Genomic DNA, 25,784 nt, shown 5'->3' with positions numbered 1-25,784 from the left:
CTGTGTGAAAACGCAAATGGATCTCTGAAGAGCGCGAGCGTACGTGAAATCTGTAATGGCTTGGTTATTTAGCTAACCTAGATTTCGCGCAGAAGCGCGAAACTCTGGTCGTTTTCTAACCAGCCTGATCGCGCAGAACGTTTTCACACAGCCTGGACCCATAGCGGACGCTGGTGAAGGGCAACAATCGGCCAGAAGCGGACAGTCAGCCCAGTAAATAGATCTGCCCCTTTTCTTGAACGAGCAAGAAAAACCAAGTGCGCGCTTTGTTTCAAGCCCGCATTCTTTGAATGCGGACGATTAATTTGGCGTAGAAAAATTAACTATTGATCAATCATAAGTGCGGGCCAGAAAGCCTGATTAATAGCCAAGCTCACAAGCCCCGCCCTACGCTTAATGCCATCCAGAAGCGCCTTGTTGTAACTGAAATCGTAGATAAACTTTGGCTCATCTGAGTTCATCTTGATGCCAAGAAACCCATACCACAGCAAAAGATCGAGAACATTGGCGGCCTGCGACTCATCAAGACCAGACTCCTTTAGCTTGCTTAAAACATCGACCTCGGAAAGCACTGAACTTGACGCAACAAATGCATAGAGAATTCCGTCAGCATTGCCGGAAATGTCACGCAACTCGTATCCAATATCACGAAGCAAGTCAGAGGAATAAGCGGCAATTCCCTTCTCAATGTCAGTTGCATCAATAATTTCATGATTGAGGTTAATAGCGAACCCCTTGCACTGATTAATCAAATTCAGTAGAAATCTGGGGCGCATCAGCGACCTCTCAATAAGGAACTGAGATGTTTCCTCCCCTTTAAAGTGGCTAACAAAGACACTAAGCCACGCCGCCTTGAAATCTGCATCCTCATCCAAACCATTTGAAACAATGCGGAGGCGCACCATTTCTCGAAGAAGATCAGGGTCTGTCCAGTCCAAAACAACGTTGGCTTCTTTTCCGCGATCAGAAGTCTCTTGAACCAATAGCTCATAGACATCATTGCGCAGAAACACCACTGAGTGAACAGAAAATTCGTCAGAGCCAAACTGCCTCTCAATCTTCCTGGTTGCCTCAATAAGCGCTCGAATAATAAGCAAATCTTCGTGTTGTAAACCTGAGGTAGGCCAACCATTATCTATATTATCGAACAAAAGCCAAAGTACTTCTTTGTTTTCCAGGTACTTACCCAGCTTATTTTTTAGCTGCTTAACATCATGCTTATATAGGAGCTCTGTAACTTGCGCAGCGCTCAAAGAGGTATTCTCTTTATCGCCGTACAATGACTGATACTCGGAGTATATTTTCTCCATAAGAACGGACATGCGTTCGGAAAAATCCCCTTCTGAATCATAACCTTCTGCATAATAAAGCTCTGCCAGCTCTCTATAGCCATCGTAAAGCCTATGGTCGTGAATGTGACGAGCCTTATCCTTTTCCAGAATTTTATAACAAATCTCAAGAAGAAGAACATATTCCCAGAAGGCAGTAACAGTGTGCTGATAAGTACCCTCTGCAAGAAATTTCAAAATTCTTTCTTTGAACTTAACAAGCTTGTAACCATCCGGCTTTAAGTCGAGAACAATATTTTTATTTCGACTTTTTTCGCGTTCAGCATCCCTGATCTGTATGAAAATAGCGGATTTCCCTGATCCTTTACGACCTACTACCAGATGGGCTTCACCTCTTAAAGACTTTAGGAACTGATCCGTCTCGAGATAGTAGCGGTCCAAATCACGCATCTCATTCTCGGCAGAGGTCGCACCAAGATTAAGCCTCTTTAGAAAAGATCTTTCCTGCTTGAGATTCACATTCTCAACCAGCTGGAACGCCTGGGTTACTTCAACAGCGAACGCCTCTACTACAACATTGACATCATCAGGGTGGTAATTAACGCTAACGAAATCCCTGTAATCCAGGGGGACAGGATCATCACCCCACTGAAGGATACGAATAACTTTCCCCATGCCCTCTGCTAAACCCGCTATGAAGGCTGCGCGGAGATTATGAATTTCCCACCCTTGATAAGTAGAGCCTAGAAGAGGAACAACCACACCATAGGACTGCGCCACTTGCGATATTGCATCATTAGCCGAAAGCCTTGGAATCTCATTAGGATCAAAATTCCTAAAGGTAAACCCGGCCTTTTTGATTCTAGAGATAATCCGAGTAGACCAATCCGACTTTACTGGTAAGTCCAGATAATAAACCGGGGCCTTCAAGTTCATTGGAGCAGACACGTCCAACGCCTTTGCAGTAGGGGCACCAGCAATAAAGGCGGCAAGATCAGTAGAGTTTTGGTACTCCCGATACCCCAAGGTGTCGAATATACCTACCTTGGCGATAGTAACGCCCTGTGTGGTAAGCGCTCTATTTCTTACAAGTAGAATCCGCTTCCCCTTACCAATCGCATATCCGATTTCGTAAGTAACATTGAAATTTAGCTCAGTGATATCAGCCAATAGAAAATCAGCCTCGTCAATTCCAGCTAAAACCTCATCGCCAATAAAATGACCGACAATATCAAGAGCGGCCCAGGTTTTAACCTTAACTTCTGAGCAGGTATTAGACACAATACCAACAGCACGCTCAATTACTTGCCCTATGTCTGAAGGTTGCGAAGCATAAGCAAAAAAACCGTTAGAGTTGCTCATTTGATCGATTTCCCTATCGCAGGAGATGGCTCATGGCCACAACATAATGAGTCAGACTAGCGGGCAAAAATCCTGAGGTAAAGGCAGGGTTGCTACGTTGACCAAATTTTCTGAAAAAACTTTGGTCCAATTAGGTAGGAGGGTGGTTGGTCGCTCCGAGGTCATGCAGGACTTTGCGCAATCAAGCCTGACTAGCGTGTCTGAGAGCCCCTATCTTGCTGCAAGGGCGCTGACGCCACTGGCAGCTATTGGCCGGTATGTGACCACCGCGAAGGGCAGCATTGGGTCGATAGGTGCCTGTCACCTGTGTTTATATTGAACATCCTTAGGGTTGCCGGCCGCCACCCAGAACTCCTGGCGCGCCAGGCGCCAAGTGCCGCCAGGGTGATCGCTTGCCACCACGGTCTCGCTCACGGGTGCGCGCCACAGTTGCCAGGCGATGTAGAACAGGTAGGCCGCGCCCACCACCTTGATGGCCAGGAACAGGTATTCGCTGGTATGCAACACCACTGCCAGGCCCATCGCTGCCAGGGCGATCATGCCGCAGAAGGCAAGGATACGGCCGCCGCCGGCCACGCAGGCGGTGCGCAGGCCGTAACGGCTGGCGTTGTGCAGTGACAACAGGTTATTTGGCCCTGGCGCCATGTTCAAGGCGAAGCAGGCGGGGATGAAAAGCAGCAGGCTTGAAAGGTCCATTCTCGTTTTCCTCTGACAACAGCCCTCTATTTCGGCGCGTTCCGGGCCCTGCGGTCAAGTAACAGCCAGCGATAAAAACTGTACGGGTCCACGGTACCTGTTAACCTGCCGGCAATACCGAGGAGCCTGTAATGCCCCGTTCCCACGCCGCCTTGTGGCGCGATCCGGCCCTGCCACATGTCGAAAGCCGGCGCGCCTGCCACAGCCGGGCCTGCTACAAGGCCCACAGCCACCCGACGTTTTCCATCGGTGCGGTGGATGCTGGCCGCAGCCATTTCACCGGGGCTGCCGACGGGCAGCATCACTTGGCACCCGGCACGCTGGTACTGGTTCCGGCCCACCGCGTGCATGCCTGCAACCCGGCCCCCGGCCTGGCGTGGAGCTATCAGATGCTGCATGTGGATGCCGACTGGCTGACGCAGTTACGCCTGGAGTCGGGCCTTGGCGGTATCGAAGCTGGCGAACCGGTGCGTATCTGCAGGGAGGCTGAGGTATATCGGCAGTTCTGCGCGCTGAACAGGTTACTGTTTTCCAGTGCCTGCAACGGCGAGAAAGATGCGGCGCTGATTGCCTTTCTGGGGGACCTGGACGTTTCCGCACACCCACCGCTGGCAGCGGCCCCCGCCCTGGAAGCCGCCACCTTGAGCGGGTTGCTTGCACACATCGAACACCAGGATCCTGCCCAATTGAGCCTGGAGGTGTTGGCGCGGGAGGCGGGGCTTGGGCGCTATCAGCTGATCCGCGCGTTTCGTGCGGCTACCGGGTTCACGCCGCATGCCTACCTGCTCAATGCCCGGGTCAATCGTGGGCGGCAACTGTTGAGTGAAGGGCTGGCCCTGGCGGAAGTGGCCTACCAGCTTGGCTTTGCTGACCAGAGCCATTTCCAGCGGGTGTTCAAGGCCCATGTGGGGGTTACGCCGGGGCAGTACCGCGGAAACTGAAGGCTGCTGCAGGTGCAATATTGTTCAATACGCCAGAACGGGCCCGGCAGCAGACTGCGGTTTTTTCCGTAGAGCAGCCCCCAATGCAACAATTCATGATCATCGCCCTGGCCCACTTCCTTGCCCTGCTCTCACCTGGCCCGGACTTTTTCCTGGTCGCACGCAACGCGATCAGCAGCGGCTGGCGCATCGCCAGCGGCGCCTGCCTGGGCATAGCACTGGCCAACGGTGCGTTCATCGTCATCGCCTTCACCGGGCTCTCGGTTCTGCAGCAGGGCAGCCTGCTATTTACCGCCCTGCAACTGGCCGGCGCCAGCTACCTGCTGTACATCGGCGTGCTGTTCCTGCGCCATGCCGGGCAAACCAGCCTGGGCACAGTCACCGGCAGCCAGCGGGTGCATGGCTGGTGGCGCAGTTTGGGCATGGGCTTCTTGTCCGGCATCCTCAACCCCAAGAACGCGCTGTTCTATGCCAGCCTGGCCAGCATGGTCGCCAGCGTCAGCCCCGGCTGGAAAACGGCCTACGCCGTATGGATGTTCAGCATCGTCCTGCTCTGGGACTTGCTGGTCGCCGTGGCCATCGGCAACCAGCGGGTACTGCGGCGATTCGCCCGCAGCCTGGCGTGGCTGGAGCGGGCCTCGGGGGTCATGCTGGTGTTGTTGGCAGGGGCGTTGTTGCTGCATCTGGCCCAGGGCTGACCCGCTGCAAGGTGCGCATGTCGACCAAGGTGAAATGCCCGCTGGACCAGCCCCCCGTGTCCAGGTGCCACACATTGCCCAGCAGCTTGGCCTCCAGCACCGGGGTGTGGCCGACCAGCAGGGCTCGCAGGCCCTGCACCGGTTGGGTGTCTCCCTCTTTCAGGCGCCGACGCGACCACTGGCACACTTGGCGCACGTCAGGGTCGTCATCCAGTTCCAGCCAGGAGCGTAAGACTGCCCAGTCGGCAAACGGGCTGTCTGCATGCAGCAGGCCTACCAGCCCGTCTGCACTCTCCACTTCCATGGCAATCGGCAGCTGCTCGAAACGCTCCACGAAACGCAGTTGCTCGCGCCGCGGCAAGTCGAGAAACCAGCCACCGCCGGCGGCGCGGTACATGCCCAGGTCGAGCCGCCCCCCGCGCACGCGGGTGATTGCCAAGGCCTCATGATTGCCCTGGACGGCATGGAACCAAGGCTGGGCCAGCCATTCCAGCGCTGCCTCGCTGTGCGGCCCACGGTCGACCAGGTCACCTACGCTGAACAGGCGGTCCACCGCCGGATCGAACCCTACCGCATCCAGGCATTGTTGCAGGCGCTGGAAGTGACCATGGATATCGCCCACCGCCAGGTCCCGTCCCCGGATATTGGCGATCAGCCGCCGAAACCGTGCCATTACCGTCTTCCTCTGCTGGTGGCACCATGCCCGCCTCGCGCGTGCCCTGCTCATGGCGCTGTCACTGGACAGCATGGCACAAGGCACCGCGGCTGCGCGGATCTTGGTGCGTTGCGTTGCGCACTCGAGGCTTCCTGAAAACCCTTCACTGGTACAGGCGTTGGTGCCAATAGTATGCTCGGTACTTGAACCTCTACCAAGGAAGGGTCTTGATGAAACTGTGCGCCGTACAACTGGCGTCGCTCAAGGGCGATTTGCCAGCCAACCTCCAGCGCCATCTGGTTTGCATCGAGCAGGCTGCTGCCCTGGGTGCCGAACTGGTCGTGTTTCCCGAGCTGTCACTGACCGGCTATGAGCCGAGTGTGGCGCGTCAGGCCGCCCTACCCGTCACCTCCACGCGCCTGGACCCGCTGCAGGCGGCGTGCGACCGCTTGGGCATTACGGTTGCCGTGGGCCTGCCATTGCCGACACCCGACGGCATACGCATCGGCATGCCCATCTTCTGCCCAGGGGCGCCGCGCCAGGCCTATGCCAAACAGCGCTTGCACGATGATGAGCTGCCTTACTTCACCCCAGGTGATCAGGCATTGCTGCTGGAGGTAGGTGAACACCGGGTGGCGCCGGCGATCTGCTACGAGTCGATGTTCCTGGCGCATGCCGCCGTGGCCCGCGAGCGCGGTGCCGATCTGTACCTGGTCAGCGTTGCGAAAACCGCCAAGGGTATCCGCGAGGGATATGCGCACTACCCAGAGGTGGCACACGAGCTGGGCATGCCGGTATTGATGGCCAACTGCGTGGGGCCGGCCGACACCTTCATCGGTGCCGGCGGTTCTGCCGCATGGGACAGCCAGGGGCAGTTGCTGGCCAGCCTGGATGACCACAGTGAAGGCCTGATCGTACTCGACACCCGCAGTGCCAGTGCGATCACCCTGCCCTTGGACCCGTACCTTGCATGATCTATCTGTTTCTAGCGTTGCTGAGCTACGCCTGCACCTACTACCTGGTCGGTTTGCTGATTCAGGGTCAACTCGCCGATGTGGCCGAGGGATTGCGCCATCGGCCCGATGCGCCTACGCCCGGCGAGTACCTGCGTGAGGTCGAGCCCCGCGCACGTCAGGCGCGGCGGCAATACACCCTGATCGCCGGTTCGGTGCTGGCCGTGCTGGCCTGCCTGATCGCCAGCGGGTTCGGTTGACGCCTTACAGGTCCAGCGCCAGGCTTTGCCGCCCTTCCAGCGCCAGCAGGTACTGCTTGGCCGCCAGGCCACCGGCAAAGCCGGTCAGGCGGCCCGACGCGCCGATTACCCGGTGACAGGGAGCGATGATCGAAATCGGGTTGCGGCCATTGGCAGCGCCAACCGCGCGTACTGCCCTGGGGTTGCCGAGCTGCCGGGCAATGTCGCTGTAGCTGCGGGTTTCGCCGAACGGTATCGCCAGCAACGCGGCCCACACCTGGCGCTGGAACTCAGTACCGGCAAAGTCCAGCGCCAGCTCGAAACGCTGACGCTTGCCGTCAAAGTACTCGCCCAGCTGGCGAGCGGTTTCCCGCAGTACCGGGCACTGGTCGTCCCGGTGCAGTGCGCCCAGGCGTACGCGGTTTTCCCGCTCCTCTTCCCACAATACGGCTGCCAGGCAATTGCCACGGGCCACAAGGGTCAGCATGCCGACGGGCGATGGCATGATCGTGAATGCGCTGGACATAGCAGGCTCCTGCAAGTTGCGACCGCCCAACTGTACGCATCCACAGTCTTTCATGCACCCGCTTTCTTGCTTAGTTCATTGCGCAGCCGGCAATGTGCCGCGCCTGGCTGAGCGTGACCTTGGGTATCAGCTCAGCGGGAATGCGTGATGTTGCCGACAGGTTGTAGACGTGGAAATGCTCGCTGACCACTTCCCTGGCCATCAGCTTCAACGACGGCAGGATGCGGCTGTCCCAATGCTGGTCGAGCCCGCACGGCGAACACTGCCCTTGGCCGTTTTCGTAAAAGCGCCCGGCACTCTGATCGAGGTCTACCCCTACCAGCAACACTTCTTCAAAGCCCAGGTGATAAGCCAGTTGCAAGGCCACATAAGCTACTGTGCGAGCATCGAAGAAACCGTGGGCCAGGTTTTTGCTGAAGGCGATGGAGCGGCTGCGTTTGCTCCACAGAGCACGGTTGCACACACAACTGTCACCATGTCCGCGCAAACCGTCCAGCAGCCCCGGCGTGACGGCTTTCTGCAAGGCATAACACTGGGTGTGGGCTGGCACATCGGCACGCGCATACTGCTCTGGCCACAGGGCCAGGCGTTCGCTGTCGCGCACGGCAGTGGCGAACAAGGCCGGCTGTTGCTGGCAAAAGCTTTTGTCGGTGCACACGTAGAAGAAGGGTTTGATGCCGTGTTCGGCAGTCATGGCGACCGAGCCATTCATGGCGATGATGGGCAAATGCGCAAACTCGCCCAGTGGAAACTGTTTGGCAGAAGCGCCGGAGGCAAGGATCACCACGGGGCCTTGCTGGGTATTGCGACACGCCTCGAAATGGGCGAACGCCCCGCGTTCAGCACTTGGCTGCAACGGATGTGTGTTCATCAATGGCATCTTTAACCGGACAGTACAAACCACAAGACTGATCAGTTTATATGCCGCCGCCGCTTTTACCTAACTTTACCTAGCTGAACTTCAGTCAACCGCCAATCCCTTGCTTGGCGGGGTTTCAGCCTAGCGAATAGCGGCTTATCCAAGAGCCATGACAGCCCCCCGGTGAAAAAGTGTTCCCCTACTGTGGATCAGGAATAGCGATAACCATCACCGATGGTGACGGACGGGTACTAAGCGCCTTTCGTCATGAGCCTGCTTGATGCTTACCACTGGCGAGACTAATACTTAAACATCTGCCTGGGGAGGCACGAAAAATGCAACCAAGATTCGTTATCGTTCCCGCTGTGCCGATCGAAAAGGAGTCGTTCCGCGTAGGCAGCCGCTACTACGCCGCTACCGTTTGTGGAGGGTTCGACATTTATGACAATCAGGCAAAGGAGCGGCTCAAGCCCAGCTACCCGAGCCGGAAGGAGGCGCAGGTGAAGTGCGAGCATTTGAACAAGCGGGATGAGGCGGGGTAACCGCAGGAGATCTGCGCGGCTCAGCAAGCTCGGGTTACTGACTCAGTCCAGACATTCCTTGGCAGCCTGGCGTAATTTGTCGCCAGATAGAAAGCTGCCCTTGTAGAAGGTCGCGCGGCTGCCCTCACGAGCTTCGACTACGTCAAGCACATCGTCGCTTGCCACGGCGCTTGGCGCCGTCAGCCGGTAGCCGTGGGCTATCGACTTCTGCGTGGCCTGGGGTGCCAGCGCCTGCCATTTGGGCAGGACACAGGCGGCGTACTGCTGCGGCGACTTTTGGGTAAGTTTGCTGGCTGTGGGTTTGCCAGGGGTTGCGCAACCGGCGAGGCTGGCAACCAACACCGTGGCGATAAAAATACGAAAGTCAGGCATTTGCAATCGACCGTTATGGATAGGCTGCATTCTAACGGCGGTGACGCCGCGTTACTAATCAACCAAAGTCTTGCTGCAGGACGGCGCCCAAGCGGGGACAGTGTAGCGCACCTGATATTTCTGCCAGTAGCCGGGGGCACGCCGCAACAGTGAAACTCCCGAGGGACATCACACCACGACTCGGCAGGGGCTTCAGACCATGCAAACCAACGCCAACCACACTCAGTTCTTCTATCAGAATGGCAAACTCGTCACCCTTAAAACCGGTGAACAAGGCCGTAGCCTCTTTCGCTCGCCGGACGTACCACTTGCCGAGCGACAATCAGACGACACCGACGCCGGCGGATTGCTGGCAACTGACGACAAGGGTTCGGTGCTGCAGGTACAGCAGAAAAGCTGAAGTCGTCATGATGCTCCGGCCCCATTGCGAACCAAACGCGGGCTCAGGGCTTGGCTCCCCTGTACAACACGATGGCTGCTATATCCAGGACCAGCACACTGCCGACAATCACAAACATGATGTACTGATCTTCAGAGAGCATTGCCGTATCCCCCAGATGCGCCGGTTTCAAAGGGGTATGCAATTACTGATCCCGTCAGCGCATCAGGTAGCGAACTGAGACTCAGCTGAACTTCAACTTGACCACTTTGCTCAGCGCCCAGCCACTGAAGACATAGAACGCATCCAGGTAGAAGCGCCCTGCATAGTTGGTCAACGGCGTTTGATTCAATAGCACATCAGGCTCGGGCGCAGGAGGAAACAGTGCATAAAAGCCGTTGGGCAGAACTGCCAGCGTCAGCAATAACAGGTAAGTCGAGGCTTGTAGCAGGGTGGCACGCTTACTGGATCTGGCGGACCACTTCAGCCCGTAGTAGGCCACCAGGCCGGCAACAGGCAAAACCCAGAAATGCGTCGGAATCCCAATGAACATTTCGGCGACTACGCTTCTTGCTTCCACCTGCGACTCTCCATCCAAATGCATCGATTATTACGGGCGGGGCCGGCAAATGCAAAAAACAACGCTGCTCAAGCCATAGGCCGTTTCTTGGGCACGCAAGGTTATTCGCCCCTCAGACAAGAAGCCCGCTCTCGACGGCGGGCTTTTTGACTTGGGTCTGAGATTTACGCTTTTGAACACATCAGTGCAGCATCCAGCAACCTGCCATGGTCGTACCAGGCATCACGTTGATAGGCCGTGAAGTGGCGCTCGCTTCCCGTGCCCCGCAACTCTACAAGACCCTCTGCCTTGTCGGGGTCAGTGCTTTCGATGAAAAGCCTGACCGCGTTATCACCCTCGACTTCATAGGTTTTCACATTCCCTTGTAGCTCGCCTTTGACGCAGCCCAGATAGGCGGGTGGGCTTTTCATGGTAGTGCCAGCCGTATAATCGTGGCTGTCACGCACATCAGGGTTTTGTGCGCAGCCTGCCGTGAACAACGTGGCTACCCCGGACACAAGTAGTGCGCCTGCTAGCGATCTTGAGTTTCTCATGCGACACGCTCCTGCAGCCCCATCGAAAACTGGGAAATGTTGCCAAGCAGCCTGCCCTTTTTTTGGTTTTGGTGTGCCCATGTTACTGCGCCATGACGTCCGTGCATCAGGTTTGTTAGCTATATAGGTTTCGGGGCGTTTCCCTCACGCCCTGCCTTGCCCCCGATTACGAGTAAGGCCTACCCCATAACCGGGGTCAGGGGATGGCATTGAGAAACACATAAGTCGCCGCCAAATCCAGTACCAGCACAGCAACCACGCTGAAAATCATGTAATAGCGGTCATCCTGAGTCATGTCTGCGTACCCCGCATGATCAATGTCTCAGGGGTCACAGCAATTCCCGTTCCAGCGCCCTGATGCAGCCCGCTGACACTGCGCCAGCCCAACCGCGCAATCGCGCAGTCAGTCCTTGATCTGGCATACGCCATTGGCTTTGTTCTTGCCGGTATACGAGACGTCAGGCGAGCCGTCCGGGTTGATCGACAACGATACCGTTACCCCGCCGCCTTTGGCCTCGAAATAGTTGTCATTGAATTTCTTCAGCTTGGCCTCCTTGCCATTGATGTAGACGGGCCCGCCTTTATCGGCATGGACCTCGATATTTCCGGGGCATGTTGCATTCAACAGCGGAATACCGGCATGGGCAACGCCCGACGCGGTGAACAACAGGCCTAGTAACAAACGCTTCATCTGCAGTGTCCTCATGGGGTTGGCGGGGTGCGAGCATTAACGCCGTCCTGCAATGGCGAAGATGCTCATGATTCGTTCGAGATTGTAGGCGAGCACAGGCAGGCTCATCGCGCTACGCATATTTTTTTCATTCAGTGCATCCAGCCCGGCCGTTGGCGGGTATTGCTAATGGGCGGCCTCTGACTGCCCAGCCCAATGACTTTCAGGAGCACTGTCCATGAACTTCAAATACTCCGCCTGTGTGCTTGCCTGCAGCCTCGCCCTTGCGCTGCCACCCGCCCACGCCCAGTCCGCGCTGCCAGAATCGGTCAAAGTCCCTGATGGTCATCGGGTCCTGCTCGAAACCGTCGGCGTCGGCGAGATCACCTACGAGTGCCGCGACAAGGCCAACACCCCCGGTCAGACCGAATGGACTTTCGTCGGCCCCAAGGCAGTGCTCAATGACCGTGCCGGTAAACAGGTGGGCGACTACTTTGGCCCACCCGCTACCTGGCAGGCCAAGGATGGCTCGAAAGTCACCGGCACCCAGCTGGCAGTGGCACCAGCGGACAAAGGCGCCATTCCTTATCAACTGGTCAAGGCCAACCCGGCCGAGGGCAAAGGCGCCATGCTGGGGGTCAGCTATATCCAGCGCCTGGCCACCCGCGGCGGTGTGGCGCCGTCAATCGACTGCACGGCGCAGAACAAAGGTGCCAGGCAGATCGTCCAGTACCAGGCTGACTATGTGTTCTGGACAGCCAAGTGAAGCGCACTTGAGCCTACGCCCTGCGAGTGATGATCTACGCTCGATGGCAAGCCCCCGGCTGGATGGCCGGGGTACCTTGCCTTACACAAGGAAGCCACACACGTTGAACTCGCCGGCCACCCCCTTCGACTTCCACCGCTGCCTGTTAGCCTGTGCACAGGGTGACCGGCGGGCCCTGCAGGCGCTCTACGATCACGAAGGCGCGCGCCTGCTTGGCGTTGCCCGGCGTATCGCACGTGACGACGCCACCGCAGAAGACATCGTCCACGATGCGATCATCCGCATCTGGACCTGCGCTGCCAGCTACGACCCGGCGCGCGGCTCGGCTCGAGGCTGGATCTACAGCATTACCCGCCACCTGGCACTGAATTCGATACGCGATACCCGCCGTGAAACTGTACTGACCGATGCCGACACCGAAACTGCGTCAACATTGCACGGGAGGGTTGATGACCTTGACCTCTGGTCCGGCTCAGCAAAGATCTACCGCTGCCTTGAACAACTGCAGCCCGCACCGCAGCGCTGCATCCTGCACGCCTACGTGGACGGCTGCAGCCACGCCGAGATAGCCGGTTTATTGGGCGCGCCACTGGGCACTGTCAAGGCCTGGATCAAACGCAGCCTCAAAGCGCTACGGGAGTGTCTGGAATGAAGCCCGATTCTGCCGAAGAACTGGACAGCCTCGCCGGGGAATATGTGCTGGGGACCTTGTCGCCGGAGCAATATGCCGCAGCGGCCGAACGCCTGCGTACCGACCCCGCGCTCCGCGCCGCCGTGGATGCCTGGGAGGCCCGGCTGCTGGAGCTGACCGCGCTGTCTACCCCGCAGCCACCAAGCCCCCGTCTGTGGCGCCGTATCCAGCGCAGCCTCGATGAGCTACCCGCATCGCGCACGCAGACTCGCTTGTGGCAACGCCTCGGCCTGTGGCAAGGGCTCAGCGCCGCGGGGCTGGCTGCAAGCCTGCTGCTGGCGTTTACCTTGCTGACCACGCCCCCCTCTACCACGGAATACCTGGTGGTGCTGGTGGCGCCGAACAGCCAGGCCCCCGGCTGGGTGGTGCAGGCCAGCGACAGCCACATGATCGAACTGCTGCCGCTGGGCCAGGACACGGTCCCCGACGGCATGGCCTTGCAGTTCTGGACCAAGGGCGAGCAATGGCGCGCCCCGGTTTCGCTTGGCCTGGTCAAACCGGGCGAACCCTATCGAGTTCCGCTGGAAAGTTTGCCACCCCTGGAGGCCAATCAACTGTTCGAGCTGACGCTGGAGAAAGCCGGTGGCTCGCCGACCGGTCTGCCGACAGGGCCGGTGAAGTTCATTGGTCGCGCGGTGAAAGTGATATGACACGACAGGGCCGCAGAACGCGACTGCGGCCTTCGCAAGGCTGGACCTATGGTCAGGCGCGGATCACCTCGAGGCGATCCCGCCCAGCCTCTGTGATGGCGTTCTCCCCTTCATCGCTGATGCGATAACGTCCTGACACCATTTTGGTAATTGAGAACCGGACCAGCCCGCTTTGGGACAAGGCTTGGCCTGCTTCGAAGCTCATTGCCTGCTCCAGGTCGAAGATCTTGATTTCTCCGATCTTGTAGCGTGCAAACGCGACCAAGGCGTTATCCAGTTCTTGTTGACTGATCGTTGTAGCGACTTCCATTCGACCTCCCAGGTCATGAGAGCCCCGGTCCGTGGGGTTGGAGGCAACGAACCGGGTGGCTTGTTGAAGGCGGACCGTACTATGCAGTCACGGAAGTCGCTACTGGCTTTCCATCCATGCTGGATGGGTAGGCAGCACGACACCCGCCACACCTACGGTCACTTCAGGAACCGTCGCCGCATGCCCCGCGTCACCTGCTTCGCGTGTAAACCCGCTCGCAGATCCCCCCTGCACCCTGCTCAGACCATGCTCATCACTGCACGCAGCGCCAGCAGGTAGGTTTCGACACCAAACCCGCAGATCTGTCCGCGCACCACCTCGGCAAATACCGAGTGATGGCGGAATGGCTCCCTGGCATGAATGTTGGACATGTGCACTTCAACCACCGGCACTTCGATAATGGCCAACGCATCACGAATGCCGTAGCTGTAATGGGTCCAGGCACCGGCATTGATCAGCACGGCATCTACCCGGTCCTCATAGGCCTGATGGATGCGTTCGCACATGGCGCCTTCGAAGTTGCTCTGGAAGCTCTCGACCTGCGCCCCCAGCTCTTCGCCCAGGGCCTGCAACGCCTGGTCGATGTCGGCCAGGGTCGCGGTGCCGTACTGGCGCGGGTCGCGCTTGCCGAACATGTTGTGGTTGATGCCATGCAGCATCAGTACATTGGCGACCATCGACCTACTCCAAGGGAATCGTCAGCTGATCGATCACCGCACATGTGTCGGGCCGCACCCCGCGCCACCAGGCAAACGCCTCGGCGGCCTGCTCCACCAGCATGCCGACGCCATCGGCCAGGCGCGCCTGACCCTGCTCGCGGGCCAGGCGCAGGAAAGGCGTGAGGCCTTTGCCATAGGCCAGCTCGTAGGCCAAGGCCGCCTCGCCCAGCACATCAGCCGGCAGTGGCGGCAAGTCAGCGGTCAGGCTCGCCGAGGTGGCGTTGACCACGATGTCGAACGATTGCCCTTCCAGCGCTTCGTAGCGGCTGATGCGCAGAAGCGGGTGATCGAGCTCGTTACGCAGCGCCAGCGCCTTGGCCATGTCCCGGTTGGCGATCACCAGCTCACGTGGCCCCGCCTGCAGGAACGGCAGCAACGCCCCGCGCACCGCGCCGCCAGCGCCCAACAGCAGCACACGGCGGTTGCGCAGCGGCTCGCCAAGGTTCTGCTCGATGTCTCGCAGCAAACCGATGCCATCGAAGTTCTCGGCGACGATGCGACCATCCTCGAACTTCAGCGCATTTGCCGCCCGTGCCAGTTGCGCCCGCTCGCTGCGCCGGTCGGCCAGTTCGAAGGCACGCAGCTTGAACGGGGCGGTGATGTTCATGCCCTTCCCGCCTTCGCTACGAAACTGCAGCACCTGGGCTTCGAAGTCTTCCAGCGAGCCTTCAATGGCCCCGTATTCCAGCTGCTGGTTGCTGGCCTGGGCGAACAGGCCATGAATCAGCGGGGATTTGGTGTGGTTGATCGGCCGGCCGATCACTGCGTAGCGGTCGCTCATCGTGCATCTCCGTGGGTGAACAGTACACCGTCTGCCTGCAGGGCAACGATTTCTTCGGGGCTGAAGCCAAGCCCGGCGGCCACTTCGGCGTTGTGCTGGCCAAGGTCCGGGGCTACTTGGTGAATCGTGGTGTCGCAGTCGGAAAAGCGGAACGGCAGGTTGGGCAGGCGCAGCGTGCCGTAGCGTGGGTGCTGCTGCTCGATGACCATGTTGCGTGCCTGGATCTGCGGATCGGCCAGCACTTCGTCGATGCGTTGGACCTTGGCACTGGGGATGTCGATGGCATCGAGCAACGCCAGGATCTCGGCCACCCGACGCGCGCCGACCCAGTCGCGGACCACCGCCAGGATCGCCTCACGGTGGGCGTTGCGGCCGTTGAGGTTGTGGTAGCGGCGGTCGCTTCCGAACCCGGGCGGGCCGCCGTTGGCTTCGAGCATGGCCGCGAAGCGTTGCCAGGCATCGTCGACCTGGGCAGCGATCACCAGGTCGCCGTCGGCAGCGCGGAACACGCCGTACAGGGTCGAGGTGGGCATGTCGTGGCCGGTCTGCTGGGGCAACACAGTGCCACCGGACAGCGTGTAACACTGCACCGCGTATTCGTGCATCGACACCAGGGTGTCGTACAGCGCCATGTCGATATGCTGGCCACGGCCACTGCTCACCCGGCCGAGCAGCGCGGCATTGATCGCCGCCACCGCGTGAATGCCGGTGTACATGTCGCCCAGGGAAATACGCAGCAGCGGCGGTGCCTCGCCCGGCACGCCAACCATTTGCATGATCCCGCTCTTGGCCTCGGCGATCAGGCCGAATCCGGCGCGGTGGGCGTCCGGCCCGGTATGGCCGTAGGCGGAAATCGAGCAGTACACCAGGCGCGGGTTGCGCGCCGACAGCTCGGCGTAGCCCAGGCCCAGCTTGTCCAGGGCGCCGGGGCGGTAGTTCTCGATGAACACGTCGGCCGAATCGGTCAGGCGCTGCATGAACGCCTTGCCGCGCGGGTCCTTCATGTTGACGCTGACGCCCTGCTTGCCCATGTTCAGCTGCAGGAAATAGCCGCTCTGCTGGTCGTCCAGGGTGAACGCGTGCTGGCGGCCAGCGTCGCCGCTACCCGGCCGCTCGACCTTGATCACCTCTGCGCCGAGCGCCGCCAGGCAACGGCCGACATAGGGGCCAGCGAGGAAGTGGCTGTAATCAACGACGCGGATACCCGCCAATGGCAATGCCTGGCTCATGCTGCTGCCCTCCGCGGCACCATCAACCGGTGCTCGCCACGTTGCACGACTTCGCCGTGCTGGTTGATCAGTTCCGAAGGCAACACCACGATGCCCCAGCCAGGTCGGCTGTTGCTCGGGCGCATCGCACCCACTCGCATGCGTACGTGGAGCACGTCGTTGACCTTGATCGGCAGCACGAAGTCCCAGGTCCAGCCCAGCGACATACCCGGTAGGAAGCGGTACTCGCACTGGGTCTTCAGGCCGTCGGCGATCGACAGCCCGAACAGGCCGTGGGCGACCAGGCAGCCAAAGTGGCTGGCGTTGGCGTAGGCCTCATCGACATGCACCGGGGTGTGGTCGCCGGTGAGGTCGGCGTAGGCCAGGATGCGTTCGCGGGTCACGGTGTAGGTCGGGCTGATGCACTCATCGCCTTCGCGGGCGTCGTCCCAGTACTTTTCAATCACGCTCATGCCTGCACCTCCGCGCGCGGGTCGATGGCCAGTGCCTGGGCTACGCACTTGGCCGGCAGCGCCTGGATGAACTCCACCGCCAGGCCATCAGGCAGGCGCAGCCAGTTGCGGCCCTGGGGCATCTCACTGACGCCAAAGCGTTGGGCGGCGGCCAGCGCCGCTTCCAGGTCTTCGCACATGATGCCCAGGTGCGCCAGGCGCCCTTCCGGGCCAGCGAAGTCCGGCTGGTGAATGAACTGCAGGCCGCCGAGTGTCCAGTACTGCGCCGGTTGCTCGACGTCACCCTGCACTTCACGCATGGTCATGCCGCACACCTCGCTGAAAAAGCGGATATGCCACTGAATGTCCTGCACCCAGAACGCCACGTGTTCGAGGTAGGCTTTTGGCTGGCTCATGGGGTTTCCCTCTTCTGCTGATCGGCCATGGCGCGCTCGATACCCTTGATGCAGGCCACCAGGGTCGCGTTGACCGGCGTGGCCACGCCATGGCGCTGGCCCCAGCGCACGACGGAGCCGTTGATGAAGTCGATTTCGGTGATCGAGTTTTTTTCCAGGCTCTGCAGCATCGAGGTGCGGAAGCTCGCCGGCAGGCCTTCGGCGGCCAGTGTCCAGGCAGCTTCGGGGCTGGTCAGGCTCAAGCGGATGCCGGCGCGCTCGGCCACGGCGATGGCCTCGGCCACAGCGGCCTTGGCGGTACTTTCCAGTAGCGGCTCGCTGTATAGCTGGCCGTAGCTGAGCATGGTGATGCCGCTCAATGCACCGGTGGCGACGTTGACCAGCAGCTTGTCCCACATGGTGCCGAGGATGTTGTCGCTGACCGTGGTGGCTAGCCCGGCGTGGTTGAACGCTTCGGCGATGGCCTGCACGCGCGGCGTCAGCTGGCCGTCGAGCTCGCCGATGAAAGTCTGTTTGCCGACGACACCGGCGCGGACCGAGCCCGGCGCGAGCAGCACGCCGCCGACATAGGTCTTGCCAGCCAGCACCCGCTCACGCCCCACCGCCTCGGCCAGGATGTCCTCGTGGCCGAGGCCGTTCTGCAGCGACAGCACCAGCGTCTGCGGCCCGATCAGCGCGACAGCGCCGGCTATGGCCTCGGCGGTGTGAAACGACTTCACCAGCACCACCACCAAATCGGTCACGCCAACGTCTTCGGCTTCGATGGCCGCGTTGACCGGTACATAGCGCTCGCCCCGTTCGTCCTGCACCCGCAGCCCGTGCTGGTTCATCGCCTCGACGTGCGCGCGGCCGCGGTTCAGCAGCCAGGTTTCATGCCCTGCCTCGCTCAGGGCTGCGCCAATGGCGCACCCCAGTGCACCGGCGCCCAGAATGCAAATTTTCACGTCGCAGACCTCCTGTGATTTGCGGTCACCTTATGCAGCAGGGATTATTTGCGCTATACAATGGCCTCAATACGACTATTGAGAATCGCAATGATGGCTACCCAGGAAGCCCTGCCCGAACCCAAGCTGCTGCAGCTGTTCGACGTGCTGTACCAATGCCGCAGTGTGACCCGCGCCGCCGAACAGCTAGGGCAGAGCCAGCCGACCATCAGCATCTGGCTGGCGCGCCTGCGCGAGCAATTGAACGACCCACTGTTCGTGCGCACGCCGGGCGGCATGGCCCCTACCCCGCGCGCCGATCAGCTGATAGGGCCGTGCCGCGAGGTGCTGGAATCGCTGCGCCGGCTGACCGCCTGGGAGCCGCAGTTCATCGCCGCCACGGCGCAGCGGCGTTTTCGCCTGTGTGTCAGCGATGCCAGCCATATCACCTTGCTGCCAAGCATCCTCAACTATCTGCGCAGCCATGCGCCGGGCATCCGCCTGGAGGCAGCGCGGATCGACGGCAATACCGAGAGCGCGCTGGAATCGGGTGAAGCGGACTTGGCCATCGGCTTCGTGCCCTGGCTGGGAGGGGGGATGTACCAGCAGGTGCTGTTCGAGCAGGACTGGGTGTGCCTGAGCAATCCGCAGCATCCGCGCCTGGGCAATGGCATGAGCCTGGAGCGATATCGGGCCGAGGGGCATGTGCAGATCAGTTTCGGCACCGGGCAAAAGCTGCTGGAAGCGGGATTGGCGCGGGCCGGGATCGAACGGCGGATCATGCTGGAGCTGCCAGCGTTTCTCGGGTTAGGGATGATAATCGGGACTACCGATCTGCTAGGCACCTTGCCGCGGCATATCGGGCAGACACTGGCCGATATGCATGGGCTACAGGTCCATGACTGCCCGTTCGAAGTGGAGGGGTTCACGGTCAAACAGCATTGGCATGCCCGATATCATCAGGACAATGGAAATCGATGGTTGAGGGACGTCGTGCGCGGATTGTTTCAGCAAGCAAGCCAAGCATGATCCAGTTTCGACTTGGAAGGCTGCAACCTGGAGAGCCAGTGGGGAAGCACACATGTACTCCACTCAATTGACATCAGGCCCCTTCATTGATGAAAAATTGTCCTCAGAGAGAGGAAAAACCGCCAAAGATAGGCAAATAAATAATCAATAGACTGGCGGGCATTTCCACCGGGGCGTCCGCATATGTCTGCATATGAATCCTTTTCTCAAGCTGCTACTCCCACGAAGGGCGTTGGGCTGAGCATCTCAATCCTGGCCCTCTCGGCCTTTCTCATCGTAACGACCGAGTTTCTGATCGTGGGCTTGCTGCCTGCGCTTGCCCGAGATCTTGATATTTCAATTTCTGTAGCAGGGCAATTGGTTACCCTTTTTGCCTTCACCGTCATGATCTTCGGCCCGCCCCTGACCGCTGCGCTTTCTCACCTTGATCGAAAGAAATTGTTCATCTCGATCTTGCTGATCTTCGCCATAGCGAACGCCCTGGCGGCAGTGTCCGACAGCTTCTGGCTCCTCTCTGTGGCCCGCGTAGTGCCTGCTTTAGCACTACCAGTTTTCTGGGGAACTGCCAGTGAAACTGCTGGGCAGCTTGTAAGCCCACAGCAATCTGGCCAAGCCATCTCGAAGGTCTACCTGGGTATTTCGGCGGCAATGCTGCTCGGTATTCCGTTGGGCACCATTGTGTCGAATGCGATTGGCTGGAGAGGCGCGTTTTGGTTATTGGCAGGTTTGTCGCTGATCATGGCACTAGCGATGTGGGCGTGCATGCCCACTGTCGCGCGTACCGAGAAAGTGGATTTTTTGAAGCAAGCACGCATCTTTAAAGAAACCTATTTCCTTTCGAATGTGCTCCTCTCGATTGTGGTGTTTACGGCTATGTTCACCGCTTATACCTACCTAGCCGATGTCCTTGAAAGAGTCGCAGGCGTGGCTCCGGAGCATGTCGGATGGTGGCTGATGGCATTTGGCGCAATCGGCCTGATCGGAAACTGGGTCGGTGGAAAGGCCGTCGACAAATCTCCAATCAAAGCAACTGCGCGCTTCCTGATAGTGCTGGCGATTGGCATGGCCGCGATTGTTCCACTCGCACATGCAGGCATGATTTTCTGCGTTGCTCTCGGCCTCTGGGGTATTGCCAATACCGCGCTTTATCCGGTAAGCCAGGTGCGAGTCATGAATTCGGTTTCCCACTCTCAAGCACTGGCGGGCACAACCAACGTATCGGCAGCAAACGCAGGTATCGGCATCGGCGCCATTGTTGGAGGGATGACGATTGCAAGCCTCGGCGTTGAATACCTAGGCTACATGGCATCTGGTGTGGCAGTGATTGCCTTGGCGCTGATACCTATCGTTCGCAAGCTTGCCCCAAAATAATCAGCACACAGCGGTCTTCTGCACCGCCTAGGCTGTTTTCAACGCAGCATGAACAAGTATCAAGGCTTTTCGTACAGAGCCCAGGCGTCTGAACGGAGCAGAATCGTGCATGATTACTGCTCCGTCAGGCGTTCAGCCTAAAAGCGGCTCAGGCGGTTGTGCGCCGTGCGGTGTTAGCCTGGGAAGCAGATAGTCCAGTAGCACGCGAACTTTTGGTTGCCCTTCCCGGCTTTTCAACCAGACCAGATTCATCGGTAAGCCATCGGTGGCTAGATCTGGCAGCACCTCTACGAGCTTTCCTTGGTCAATGTGACGCTGAGTTAGCCACGTCGGTAATTGACCTATACCGTGTCCGGCAAGCACCGCTGCTACTTCGCCTTCGCCATCCCCAACCGCAATGCGGGTGTAGACCGTTCGACGCTCCATTTCGCCCGGTTGACGCCCTTTAAAAAACCAAGGGCTGACGAATCCATCGCTTTGCCCGTATCCAACACAATGATGGTGGTCGAGATCACGCTCGTATTGCGGTGTGCCATGTCGCTCCAGGTACTCCGGGGACGCGCAGAAGATCAGCCGCTGGGCCCCGAAATACTGATGGCCAAGATTCGCTGGCCAGGCATCAGAGCCTCCAATCCGCACGACGATATCGATGCCCTCGTACACAGGGTCAATGAACCGATCAGTGAAAGAAATGTGGGGTTGCAGCATGGGGTGAAGACGGACAAAGTCCATGATCAAGGGGAGAACGTGTAGCCGCCCATAGGAGGCAGGAAGGTCGATCCGCACCCTGCCATGCGGCTCATTACCCTCGGCTGTAATCACATGCTCGACTTCTTCGAGATCTGTCAAAACTGATGTGCACGTCCTGTAGAAGACGATACCGGCCTCGGTAAGAGCCAGCGTCCGGGTCGTGCGGTTGAACAGACGAGTCCCGAGGCGATTCTCCAAACGTGCCACGCTTTTGCTTACGGCCGAGCTTGTGAGACTCAGTCGTTCGGCAGCAGCGGTGAAGCTACCGAAATCAGCTACAGCGACAAAGACATCAATACCTTTCAGTCGCTCAGACGAGTACATCGCAGTCTCCATTATTGAATAGCATTCCAGACACTTCGGAAATAATTGCCCAGATAAGACCAGAATTCTCCAACAGGCTAAATCACAAGCGACGTTTAGTTAAGACATCAGATAAAGCCGCACACGCGTAAGGCTGCTGCAGCCTTCAGGCTCGTCTTTGGCGCCAGCAGTGAACCTTCGTGGCTGTCTGGGCTCAGTTGTCCAGAGCACGTTTGCGACATCGACAAAGGATTGCCATGGGACATGCCTCCTCCACCGCCCTCCCCCAGGTTCGCATCGAACGTGAATTGAGCCTGCGGGCGGTGCTCACCGGCACGGTGCTGGGCATCTTGCTCACGCCCTCGAATGTGTACGCAGGGCTGAAGATCGGCTGGTCATTCAACATGTCGATCATCGCCTTACTGATCGGTTTCGCCCTGTGGCAGGGCCTGGCAGGGCGCCGCGACAACCGCTCCGCGTGGACGTTGCACGAAAGCAACATCAACCAGACCGTGGCGTCAGCCGCCGCCTCCATCATCTCCGGCGGGCTGGTCGCGCCGATCCCCGCCTATACCCTGCTCACCGGACACCAACTGGACCCGCTGCCGATGATGGCCTGGGTGTTCTCGGTGAGCTTCCTGGGCATCTGGATCGCCTGGTACCTGCGCCCCGCCCTGCTCAACGACCATGGCCTGAAGTTTCCCGAAGGCATGGCGACCTTGGAAACGCTGCAGCAGATCTACAACCACGGGCGCGAAGCCATGGCGCGGATCAAGGTGCTATGCAGCGCCGCGCTGCTTTCAGGGCTGGTCAAATGGGTAGACGGGTTCGTCTGGGCGATACCGCGCTGGGCGCCCACGCCGGCGCTCGAGCGCCTGACCTTCACGGTCGACCCTTCGCTGATGCTTATTGGCTTCGGCAGCATCATCGGCATTCGCGTGGGCGTGACGTTGCTGGTCGGCGCCGCACTGGCCTGGGGCGGACTGGCGCCCTGGTTGATCGAACAGGCCCTGGTGGTGCTTGCTCCGAACGCCAGCGGCCCACAGTTCGCCGCGCTGGTGGAATGGCTGTTGTGGCCGGGCGTGAGCCTGATGGTCTGCGCGACGCTGACTTCATTGTTGGTTCGCCTGTTCCAAGTGCCCCGGCGATCGCCCGCTGAACAGCGAACGCCGCGCGCCAGGATGCGTTTTAGCCCATGGCCAGCGTCGGGGCTGCTGCTATCCATGGCGCTGATCATTACCCTGCAGGTGTTGTTGTTCGGCATCGACTGGTGGATGGCGCTGCTGAGCATTCCGTTGGCTGTGTGCCTTGCGGTGGTCGCGGCGCGCGTGGTCGGTGCCACTGGCATCGCACCTATTGGCGCCATCGGCAAACTGTCGCAGCTCAGCTTCGGCCTGATCGCCCCCGGCCAGGTGGCGATCAACCTGATGAGCGCCAACACAGCGGGTGGCGCGGCCGGGCAATCCACCGACCTGATGAACGACTTCAAGGTTGGCCTGGCGATCGGCGCTACGCCGCACAAACAGCTGATTGCTCAGTGCGTCGGTATTTTCATCGGTAGTGTGGTCGGCGTGCTGGTGTATCGAGTGCTGATTCCCGATCCGCAGGCCTTGTTGCTCACCGAGCAGTGGCCGGCACCGGCCGCGGCGACCTGGAAAGCGGTCGCGCAGACGCTGACCCAGGGGCTGGGGGCGCTGTCGCTGGAGTCGCGCTGGGCGATTGCGACAGGGAGTGCTGTTGGCGTACTGCTGGGGGCACTGGACAGCCTGTTGCCGCAACGGGCAGCCCGCTGGCTGCCGAGTACGGCGGCGCTGGGGCTGGCGTTCATCCTGCCTGCATCGATCAGCCTGATGATGGGGTTTGGTGCCGTGGTGACCTGGCTGGTCAGTTGCCGGTGGCCGAGGGTGACGGAGCGGTTTGCGATTACCGCGGCGGCGGGGTTGATTGCCGGTGAGAGCATCATGGGGGTGGCGGCATCGTTCTGGGAGATGCTTCGGGGGTTGTAGATACTGCCTATCACCCCTCGCCCAGCCCGGGCTGGGCTGGTGGGAGCTGGCCTCGCGGCGAATCGGGGTCGGCTACGGCCAATTGCAGCGGTGGCTTTCGCCCCTTTTCAGGCGGTCGGTGCAACATTGGATAGCGGCTATCTGGCGTTCCGACTCATTTGCCGTTCAGCTCACCGCCCTCCTCGACACTCTGCGTACTACCGCGCGCTTCTGTCGACCATTGCGATGATCGTTTCGAACAGTTCCTCCCGCGCCTGCTCGGGTGTGATTTCTCCGGCGGCGGCGGCATGGGACAGGGCCTCGGCCGCACCAAGCATCGCCCGAAGACTCGCGGGGGCGATAGCCCCCCCTCTGGTGAAGGGAGAGAGAGCCGACCGGCACTTGTTCATGAAGATCGCTTCGTATTCGCGCTTGATCTTTTCGAGCTCCGGTGAACTGGCCAATGCCGCGATCACGCCGGGTATCTCGTTGCCCTGGAGAAGCACGCAGTCGACGTAAGACGATGCGATGACCGTCGCCGTACCCGGCAAGGTGGCTTCGCTCGCCTGAAGCGCGGCATCCATGAGTGCGGTCTGGCGTGCATCGAACTCCTGATAGAGCGCTGCCAGCAACCCGGGCCGCGTGCTGAAATGGTCATAAACCACGGGTTTTGTCACACCCGCTTGCTCGGCCAGCCGTCCAAGCGTCAAGGCTTCCGTGCCTTCTTCCCTGACTAGCCGCCAGGCGACGTCCAGCAACTGGCGGTATCTCTCTTCCCTTGACATGCGCCGACGCGGCTGCGGACTGGAACCCTGCTCTCTTGTCTCGATGCTTGACATGGCTATATACCAAAAGTAACTTACTAAGCGTAACTTACCAAGAGTATATAAGGTTCGCCCTCTCGCCCTCAATCAGTAGCAGGTGTTTTCGACATGCACGCACTCATCGTTGTCGCTCATCACGATCCCCAGTCCCTCACCCATAGCCTTGCTGCGCAAGTCGCCGAAGGCTTATCCCTGGCCGATCCCGGCAACTCCTTCGAAATCGCAGACCTATCAGCGCAAGCGTTCGATCCGCGGTTCACTGCGGCTGATCTCGCTGTCCATCACAGGGAAGCACCGCCCCCCGCCGATGTTGCCGCCGAGCAGGCGCGGATCGATCGTGCCGATGCCCTTGTGCTGGTCTATCCCGTCTACTGGTGGTCGATGCCAGCGCTTCTCAAGGGTTGGATCGATCGCGTGTTCGCCAATGGCTGGGCCTTCGATTTCAGTTCGGATGCCAAGCTGGTGAAGAAGCTTCGCCACCTGCGGGTTCATCTTGTCGGCGTCGGCGGCGCGGACGGCGGAACCTATGAGCGGCACGGCTATGCCGATGCCATGAAGACGCAGATTGATCATGGGATCTTCGATTATTGCGGCGCATCTGTCGTCACGTCCGAGCTCCTGCTCGAATCGGAAACGCAAGATCCGACTGATCATATGGACACTGCACGAGCCCTCGGTCGCGAACTTTTCACTGCGTCCAAGTGACGCCCGGTCTGCCCTTCCTGCGCCTCGGCCACCTCGCTCATTGCCTCGCGCGCAAATCTGTCGAGCAGGCGTTATACCGCATCCTGCTGCAGCCATTGCGTCGGGCTTGCGCCCACCTTGCGGCGAAAGGTTCGGGCCAGCGCAGAAGGGCTTTCGTAGCCGACCTCATCGGCGATCAGGGCAATGGGGCGCCCTTCGCGAAGGCGTTTCTGCGTCAGGCTGATGCGCCAGTTCGCCGAGGGGCTTGATGATGAAGTCCGGCAAAGCCAGGGTCAGCGGGTTGTTGGCGCCGCCATCGAAATGCAGGGTGGCGCACACCAATTCCGCTTCATCGGCTTCGGTCGCCAGCAAGTGGTGCTCCTGCGGGCGCACCGCCAGAATCAGGCTGGGTTCGGTCAACTCGATCAGTTGGCCACGCTTGCCCCTGAAGGCCAGACGCCCCGAGCGCAGCAGGTGGGCGTGGCCGACACTGTGCTGCCCATACAGGTGGGTTGTTCCACAGAAGCCACCCTGGTGAAACGTGGACGCGTGCAGGTTGAAGTGCTTGAGCAAAGTCGATAGTCGGTCCATAGCCCGCTCAGGTTTAGACGATCTGTTGCATACCTTC

General features: G+C 59.7%; 30 protein-coding genes and 2 pseudogenes. 13 read left to right on the top strand and 19 right to left on the bottom strand.

Going from position 1 to position 25,784, the window contains the following annotated elements; translation table 11 throughout:
* Window positions 1-323: 323 nt before the first annotated feature.
* The gene (locus ACF8EF_RS18015) at window positions 324-2,651 is read right to left on the bottom strand and encodes a P-loop ATPase, Sll1717 family (protein WP_392529279.1); all 2,328 of its coding nucleotides are present in this window, start codon (window positions 2,649-2,651) and stop codon (window positions 324-326) included.
* Between the two features lie 318 nt (window positions 2,652-2,969).
* Window positions 2,970-3,347, bottom strand: a pseudogene (locus tag ACF8EF_RS18010) (LysE family translocator); the annotation flags it as partial.
* Between the two features lie 131 nt (window positions 3,348-3,478).
* On the opposite strand from ACF8EF_RS18010, the gene ACF8EF_RS18005 reads away from it, so the two are divergent.
* Together ACF8EF_RS18005 and ACF8EF_RS18000 are read left to right on the top strand one after the other, a co-directional pair.
* Window positions 3,479-4,288, top strand: coding sequence for an AraC family transcriptional regulator (locus ACF8EF_RS18005; protein ID WP_392461093.1), 810 nt, complete (start codon window positions 3,479-3,481; stop codon window positions 4,286-4,288).
* An 83-nt stretch (window positions 4,289-4,371) separates the two neighbouring features.
* The gene (locus ACF8EF_RS18000) at window positions 4,372-4,986 is read left to right on the top strand and encodes a LysE family translocator (RefSeq protein ID WP_176684562.1); all 615 of its coding nucleotides are present in this window, start codon (window positions 4,372-4,374) and stop codon (window positions 4,984-4,986) included.
* Here ACF8EF_RS18000 and ACF8EF_RS17995 read toward each other — a convergent pair.
* On the bottom strand, window positions 4,934-5,659 hold the full coding sequence (locus ACF8EF_RS17995; RefSeq protein ID WP_176684563.1) for a serine/threonine protein phosphatase: 726 nt from the start codon (window positions 5,657-5,659) through the stop codon (window positions 4,934-4,936). The two genes, ACF8EF_RS18000 and ACF8EF_RS17995, sit on opposite strands and share 53 nt — an antisense overlap.
* Before the next feature lie 212 nt (window positions 5,660-5,871).
* Here ACF8EF_RS17995 and ACF8EF_RS17990 point away from each other — a divergent pair, with 212 nt between their 5' ends.
* Together ACF8EF_RS17990 and ACF8EF_RS17985 are read left to right on the top strand one after the other, a co-directional pair.
* A complete protein-coding gene (locus tag ACF8EF_RS17990; RefSeq protein ID WP_392461092.1) occupies window positions 5,872-6,615 on the top strand; it encodes a carbon-nitrogen hydrolase family protein in 744 nt (247 codons plus the stop codon).
* Window positions 6,612-6,854 carry a hypothetical protein gene (locus tag ACF8EF_RS17985; RefSeq protein ID WP_176684565.1) on the top strand — a complete coding sequence of 81 codons (243 nt, stop codon included), beginning with the start codon at window positions 6,612-6,614 and terminating at the stop codon, window positions 6,852-6,854. Before ACF8EF_RS17990 ends, ACF8EF_RS17985 begins: the two co-directional genes overlap by 4 nt.
* A 4-nt stretch (window positions 6,855-6,858) precedes the next feature.
* On the opposite strand, the gene ACF8EF_RS17980 is transcribed toward ACF8EF_RS17985, so the two are convergent.
* Together ACF8EF_RS17980 and ACF8EF_RS17975 are read right to left on the bottom strand one after the other, a co-directional pair.
* A complete protein-coding gene (locus tag ACF8EF_RS17980) occupies window positions 6,859-7,359 on the bottom strand; it encodes a methylated-DNA--[protein]-cysteine S-methyltransferase (RefSeq protein WP_392461091.1) in 501 nt (166 codons plus the stop codon).
* 70 nt (window positions 7,360-7,429) lie between these two features.
* Window positions 7,430-8,230 carry a lipopolysaccharide biosynthesis protein gene (locus ACF8EF_RS17975; RefSeq protein WP_392461090.1) on the bottom strand — a complete coding sequence of 267 codons (801 nt, stop codon included), beginning with the start codon at window positions 8,228-8,230 and terminating at the stop codon, window positions 7,430-7,432.
* A gap of 323 nt (window positions 8,231-8,553) precedes the next feature.
* Here ACF8EF_RS17975 and ACF8EF_RS17970 point away from each other — a divergent pair, with 323 nt between their 5' ends.
* On the top strand, window positions 8,554-8,760 hold the full coding sequence (locus ACF8EF_RS17970) for a hypothetical protein (protein ID WP_392461089.1): 207 nt from the start codon (window positions 8,554-8,556) through the stop codon (window positions 8,758-8,760).
* A gap of 42 nt (window positions 8,761-8,802) precedes the next feature.
* Here the strand turns inward: ACF8EF_RS17970 and ACF8EF_RS17965 are convergent, their stop codons facing one another.
* Complete coding sequence (locus ACF8EF_RS17965; RefSeq protein WP_176684568.1) at window positions 8,803-9,162, bottom strand: hypothetical protein; 360 nt, start codon at window positions 9,160-9,162, stop codon at window positions 8,803-8,805.
* Between the two features lie 169 nt (window positions 9,163-9,331).
* On the opposite strand from ACF8EF_RS17965, the gene ACF8EF_RS17960 reads away from it, so the two are divergent.
* Entirely contained in the window at window positions 9,332-9,532 is a 201-nt protein-coding gene (locus ACF8EF_RS17960; protein ID WP_176684569.1) for a hypothetical protein, read from the top strand.
* Window positions 9,533-9,755: 223 nt separating this feature from the next.
* On the opposite strand, the gene ACF8EF_RS17955 is transcribed toward ACF8EF_RS17960, so the two are convergent.
* The 3 genes from ACF8EF_RS17955 to ACF8EF_RS17945 all read right to left on the bottom strand — a co-directional run bounded on the left by ACF8EF_RS17955 (window position 9,756) and on the right by ACF8EF_RS17945 (window position 11,315).
* Window positions 9,756-10,064, bottom strand: a complete 309-nt coding sequence (locus ACF8EF_RS17955) for a hypothetical protein (protein ID WP_392461113.1) — start codon at window positions 10,062-10,064, stop codon at window positions 9,756-9,758.
* A gap of 191 nt (window positions 10,065-10,255) precedes the next feature.
* On the bottom strand, window positions 10,256-10,624 hold the full coding sequence (locus ACF8EF_RS17950) for a hypothetical protein (RefSeq protein ID WP_176684570.1): 369 nt from the start codon (window positions 10,622-10,624) through the stop codon (window positions 10,256-10,258).
* A gap of 403 nt (window positions 10,625-11,027) precedes the next feature.
* Window positions 11,028-11,315, bottom strand: coding sequence for a hypothetical protein (locus ACF8EF_RS17945; protein ID WP_209966281.1), 288 nt, complete (start codon window positions 11,313-11,315; stop codon window positions 11,028-11,030).
* A 217-nt stretch (window positions 11,316-11,532) separates the two neighbouring features.
* Between ACF8EF_RS17945 and ACF8EF_RS17940 the strand changes: the two genes are divergently transcribed.
* The 3 genes from ACF8EF_RS17940 to ACF8EF_RS17930 all read left to right on the top strand — a co-directional run bounded on the left by ACF8EF_RS17940 (window position 11,533) and on the right by ACF8EF_RS17930 (window position 13,401).
* Window positions 11,533-12,060 carry a DUF3455 domain-containing protein gene (locus tag ACF8EF_RS17940; protein WP_392461088.1) on the top strand — a complete coding sequence of 176 codons (528 nt, stop codon included), beginning with the start codon at window positions 11,533-11,535 and terminating at the stop codon, window positions 12,058-12,060.
* A 103-nt stretch (window positions 12,061-12,163) separates the two neighbouring features.
* Window positions 12,164-12,712: a sigma-70 family RNA polymerase sigma factor gene (locus ACF8EF_RS17935; protein WP_392461087.1), complete on the top strand. Its 549-nt coding sequence runs from the start codon at window positions 12,164-12,166 to the stop codon at window positions 12,710-12,712.
* A complete protein-coding gene (locus ACF8EF_RS17930) occupies window positions 12,709-13,401 on the top strand; it encodes an anti-sigma factor domain-containing protein (RefSeq protein ID WP_392461086.1) in 693 nt (230 codons plus the stop codon). Before ACF8EF_RS17935 ends, ACF8EF_RS17930 begins: the two co-directional genes overlap by 4 nt.
* 52 nt (window positions 13,402-13,453) lie before the next feature.
* Here ACF8EF_RS17930 and ACF8EF_RS17925 read toward each other — a convergent pair whose 3' ends face one another.
* The 7 genes from ACF8EF_RS17925 to ACF8EF_RS17895 all read right to left on the bottom strand — a co-directional run bounded on the left by ACF8EF_RS17925 (window position 13,454) and on the right by ACF8EF_RS17895 (window position 18,231).
* Window positions 13,454-13,711, bottom strand: coding sequence for a hypothetical protein (locus tag ACF8EF_RS17925; RefSeq protein WP_021785589.1), 258 nt, complete (start codon window positions 13,709-13,711; stop codon window positions 13,454-13,456).
* 239 nt (window positions 13,712-13,950) lie between these two features.
* Entirely contained in the window at window positions 13,951-14,388 is a 438-nt protein-coding gene (gene aroQ / locus ACF8EF_RS17920; RefSeq protein WP_176684575.1) for a type II 3-dehydroquinate dehydratase, read from the bottom strand.
* A gap of 4 nt (window positions 14,389-14,392) precedes the next feature.
* Window positions 14,393-15,211, bottom strand: coding sequence for a shikimate dehydrogenase (gene aroE / locus ACF8EF_RS17915; protein ID WP_392461085.1), 819 nt, complete (start codon window positions 15,209-15,211; stop codon window positions 14,393-14,395).
* Entirely contained in the window at window positions 15,208-16,440 is a 1,233-nt protein-coding gene (locus ACF8EF_RS17910) for a CaiB/BaiF CoA-transferase family protein (protein WP_021785591.1), read from the bottom strand. The genes aroE and ACF8EF_RS17910 overlap by 4 nt, the downstream gene beginning before the upstream one ends.
* Complete coding sequence (locus tag ACF8EF_RS17905; protein ID WP_004576665.1) at window positions 16,437-16,892, bottom strand: MaoC family dehydratase; 456 nt, start codon at window positions 16,890-16,892, stop codon at window positions 16,437-16,439. Before ACF8EF_RS17905 ends, ACF8EF_RS17910 begins: the two co-directional genes overlap by 4 nt.
* Entirely contained in the window at window positions 16,889-17,287 is a 399-nt protein-coding gene (locus ACF8EF_RS17900) for a VOC family protein (protein WP_010953899.1), read from the bottom strand. Before ACF8EF_RS17900 ends, ACF8EF_RS17905 begins: the two co-directional genes overlap by 4 nt.
* Window positions 17,284-18,231: a ketopantoate reductase family protein gene (locus ACF8EF_RS17895; RefSeq protein ID WP_392461084.1), complete on the bottom strand. Its 948-nt coding sequence runs from the start codon at window positions 18,229-18,231 to the stop codon at window positions 17,284-17,286. The genes ACF8EF_RS17900 and ACF8EF_RS17895 overlap by 4 nt, the downstream gene beginning before the upstream one ends.
* A gap of 93 nt (window positions 18,232-18,324) precedes the next feature.
* Here ACF8EF_RS17895 and ACF8EF_RS17890 point away from each other — a divergent pair, with 93 nt between their 5' ends.
* Window positions 18,325-19,239, top strand: coding sequence for a LysR family transcriptional regulator (locus ACF8EF_RS17890; protein ID WP_392461112.1), 915 nt, complete (start codon window positions 18,325-18,327; stop codon window positions 19,237-19,239).
* Between the two features lie 183 nt (window positions 19,240-19,422).
* Complete coding sequence (locus tag ACF8EF_RS17885) at window positions 19,423-20,610, top strand: MFS transporter (protein WP_392461083.1); 1,188 nt, start codon at window positions 19,423-19,425, stop codon at window positions 20,608-20,610.
* 132 nt (window positions 20,611-20,742) lie between these two features.
* Here ACF8EF_RS17885 and ACF8EF_RS17880 read toward each other — a convergent pair whose 3' ends face one another.
* Window positions 20,743-21,684, bottom strand: coding sequence for a LysR substrate-binding domain-containing protein (locus ACF8EF_RS17880; RefSeq protein WP_176684582.1), 942 nt, complete (start codon window positions 21,682-21,684; stop codon window positions 20,743-20,745).
* 236 nt (window positions 21,685-21,920) lie between these two features.
* Between ACF8EF_RS17880 and ACF8EF_RS17875 the strand changes: the two genes are divergently transcribed.
* Complete coding sequence (locus ACF8EF_RS17875; protein WP_176684583.1) at window positions 21,921-23,669, top strand: OPT family oligopeptide transporter; 1,749 nt, start codon at window positions 21,921-21,923, stop codon at window positions 23,667-23,669.
* Window positions 23,670-23,866: 197 nt separating this feature from the next.
* On the opposite strand, the gene ACF8EF_RS17870 is transcribed toward ACF8EF_RS17875, so the two are convergent.
* Entirely contained in the window at window positions 23,867-24,487 is a 621-nt protein-coding gene (locus ACF8EF_RS17870; RefSeq protein ID WP_392461082.1) for a TetR/AcrR family transcriptional regulator, read from the bottom strand.
* A gap of 93 nt (window positions 24,488-24,580) precedes the next feature.
* Here ACF8EF_RS17870 and ACF8EF_RS17865 point away from each other — a divergent pair, with 93 nt between their 5' ends.
* Window positions 24,581-25,177: an NAD(P)H-dependent oxidoreductase gene (locus ACF8EF_RS17865; protein ID WP_176684585.1), complete on the top strand. Its 597-nt coding sequence runs from the start codon at window positions 24,581-24,583 to the stop codon at window positions 25,175-25,177.
* Between the two features lie 71 nt (window positions 25,178-25,248).
* Here the strand turns inward: ACF8EF_RS17865 and ACF8EF_RS17860 are convergent.
* A pseudogene (locus ACF8EF_RS17860) lies at window positions 25,249-25,747 on the bottom strand (AraC family transcriptional regulator).
* Window positions 25,748-25,784: the final 37 nt, after the last annotated feature.

The sequence above is a fragment of the Pseudomonas sp. zjy_15 genome (assembly GCF_043101865.1).
In the GTDB taxonomy this organism is placed as follows: domain Bacteria; phylum Pseudomonadota; class Gammaproteobacteria; order Pseudomonadales; family Pseudomonadaceae; genus Aquipseudomonas; species Aquipseudomonas putida_Y.
This window is presented reverse-complemented; position numbering and strand designations above follow the sequence as displayed.

What these genes read in the sequence shown, in the direction of transcription:
- ACF8EF_RS17955 (WP_392461113.1), bottom strand. Translation starts at nt 10,064, where the DNA reads ATGTTCATTGGGATTCCGACGCATTTCTGGGTTTTGCCTGTTGCCGGC.
- ACF8EF_RS17980 (WP_392461091.1), bottom strand. Translation starts at nt 7,359, where the DNA reads ATGTCCAGCGCATTCACGATCATGCCATCGCCCGTCGGCATGCTGACC.
- ACF8EF_RS18000 (WP_176684562.1), top strand. Translation starts at nt 4,372, where the DNA reads ATGCAACAATTCATGATCATCGCCCTGGCCCACTTCCTTGCCCTGCTC.
- ACF8EF_RS17940 (WP_392461088.1), top strand. Translation starts at nt 11,533, where the DNA reads ATGAACTTCAAATACTCCGCCTGTGTGCTTGCCTGCAGCCTCGCCCTT.
- ACF8EF_RS18015 (WP_392529279.1), bottom strand. Translation starts at nt 2,651, where the DNA reads ATGAGCAACTCTAACGGTTTTTTTGCTTATGCTTCGCAACCTTCAGAC.
- ACF8EF_RS17950 (WP_176684570.1), bottom strand. Translation starts at nt 10,624, where the DNA reads ATGAGAAACTCAAGATCGCTAGCAGGCGCACTACTTGTGTCCGGGGTA.
- ACF8EF_RS17990 (WP_392461092.1), top strand. Translation starts at nt 5,872, where the DNA reads ATGAAACTGTGCGCCGTACAACTGGCGTCGCTCAAGGGCGATTTGCCA.
- ACF8EF_RS17905 (WP_004576665.1), bottom strand. Translation starts at nt 16,892, where the DNA reads ATGAGCGTGATTGAAAAGTACTGGGACGACGCCCGCGAAGGCGATGAG.
- ACF8EF_RS17995 (WP_176684563.1), bottom strand. Translation starts at nt 5,659, where the DNA reads ATGGCACGGTTTCGGCGGCTGATCGCCAATATCCGGGGACGGGACCTG.
- ACF8EF_RS17925 (WP_021785589.1), bottom strand. Translation starts at nt 13,711, where the DNA reads ATGGAAGTCGCTACAACGATCAGTCAACAAGAACTGGATAACGCCTTG.
- ACF8EF_RS17945 (WP_209966281.1), bottom strand. Translation starts at nt 11,315, where the DNA reads ATGAAGCGTTTGTTACTAGGCCTGTTGTTCACCGCGTCGGGCGTTGCC.
- ACF8EF_RS17970 (WP_392461089.1), top strand. Translation starts at nt 8,554, where the DNA reads ATGCAACCAAGATTCGTTATCGTTCCCGCTGTGCCGATCGAAAAGGAG.
- ACF8EF_RS17880 (WP_176684582.1), bottom strand. Translation starts at nt 21,684, where the DNA reads ATGTACTCGTCTGAGCGACTGAAAGGTATTGATGTCTTTGTCGCTGTA.
- ACF8EF_RS17960 (WP_176684569.1), top strand. Translation starts at nt 9,332, where the DNA reads ATGCAAACCAACGCCAACCACACTCAGTTCTTCTATCAGAATGGCAAA.
- ACF8EF_RS17900 (WP_010953899.1), bottom strand. Translation starts at nt 17,287, where the DNA reads ATGAGCCAGCCAAAAGCCTACCTCGAACACGTGGCGTTCTGGGTGCAG.
- ACF8EF_RS17910 (WP_021785591.1), bottom strand. Translation starts at nt 16,440, where the DNA reads ATGAGCCAGGCATTGCCATTGGCGGGTATCCGCGTCGTTGATTACAGC.
- ACF8EF_RS18005 (WP_392461093.1), top strand. Translation starts at nt 3,479, where the DNA reads ATGCCCCGTTCCCACGCCGCCTTGTGGCGCGATCCGGCCCTGCCACAT.
- ACF8EF_RS17965 (WP_176684568.1), bottom strand. Translation starts at nt 9,162, where the DNA reads ATGCAGCCTATCCATAACGGTCGATTGCAAATGCCTGACTTTCGTATT.
- ACF8EF_RS17875 (WP_176684583.1), top strand. Translation starts at nt 21,921, where the DNA reads ATGGGACATGCCTCCTCCACCGCCCTCCCCCAGGTTCGCATCGAACGT.
- ACF8EF_RS17985 (WP_176684565.1), top strand. Translation starts at nt 6,612, where the DNA reads ATGATCTATCTGTTTCTAGCGTTGCTGAGCTACGCCTGCACCTACTAC.
- aroQ (WP_176684575.1), bottom strand. Translation starts at nt 14,388, where the DNA reads ATGGTCGCCAATGTACTGATGCTGCATGGCATCAACCACAACATGTTC.
- ACF8EF_RS17975 (WP_392461090.1), bottom strand. Translation starts at nt 8,230, where the DNA reads ATGAACACACATCCGTTGCAGCCAAGTGCTGAACGCGGGGCGTTCGCC.
- ACF8EF_RS17865 (WP_176684585.1), top strand. Translation starts at nt 24,581, where the DNA reads ATGCACGCACTCATCGTTGTCGCTCATCACGATCCCCAGTCCCTCACC.
- ACF8EF_RS17930 (WP_392461086.1), top strand. Translation starts at nt 12,709, where the DNA reads ATGAAGCCCGATTCTGCCGAAGAACTGGACAGCCTCGCCGGGGAATAT.
- ACF8EF_RS17870 (WP_392461082.1), bottom strand. Translation starts at nt 24,487, where the DNA reads ATGTCAAGCATCGAGACAAGAGAGCAGGGTTCCAGTCCGCAGCCGCGT.
- ACF8EF_RS17890 (WP_392461112.1), top strand. Translation starts at nt 18,325, where the DNA reads ATGGCTACCCAGGAAGCCCTGCCCGAACCCAAGCTGCTGCAGCTGTTC.
- ACF8EF_RS17885 (WP_392461083.1), top strand. Translation starts at nt 19,423, where the DNA reads ATGTCTGCATATGAATCCTTTTCTCAAGCTGCTACTCCCACGAAGGGC.
- aroE (WP_392461085.1), bottom strand. Translation starts at nt 15,211, where the DNA reads ATGAGCGACCGCTACGCAGTGATCGGCCGGCCGATCAACCACACCAAA.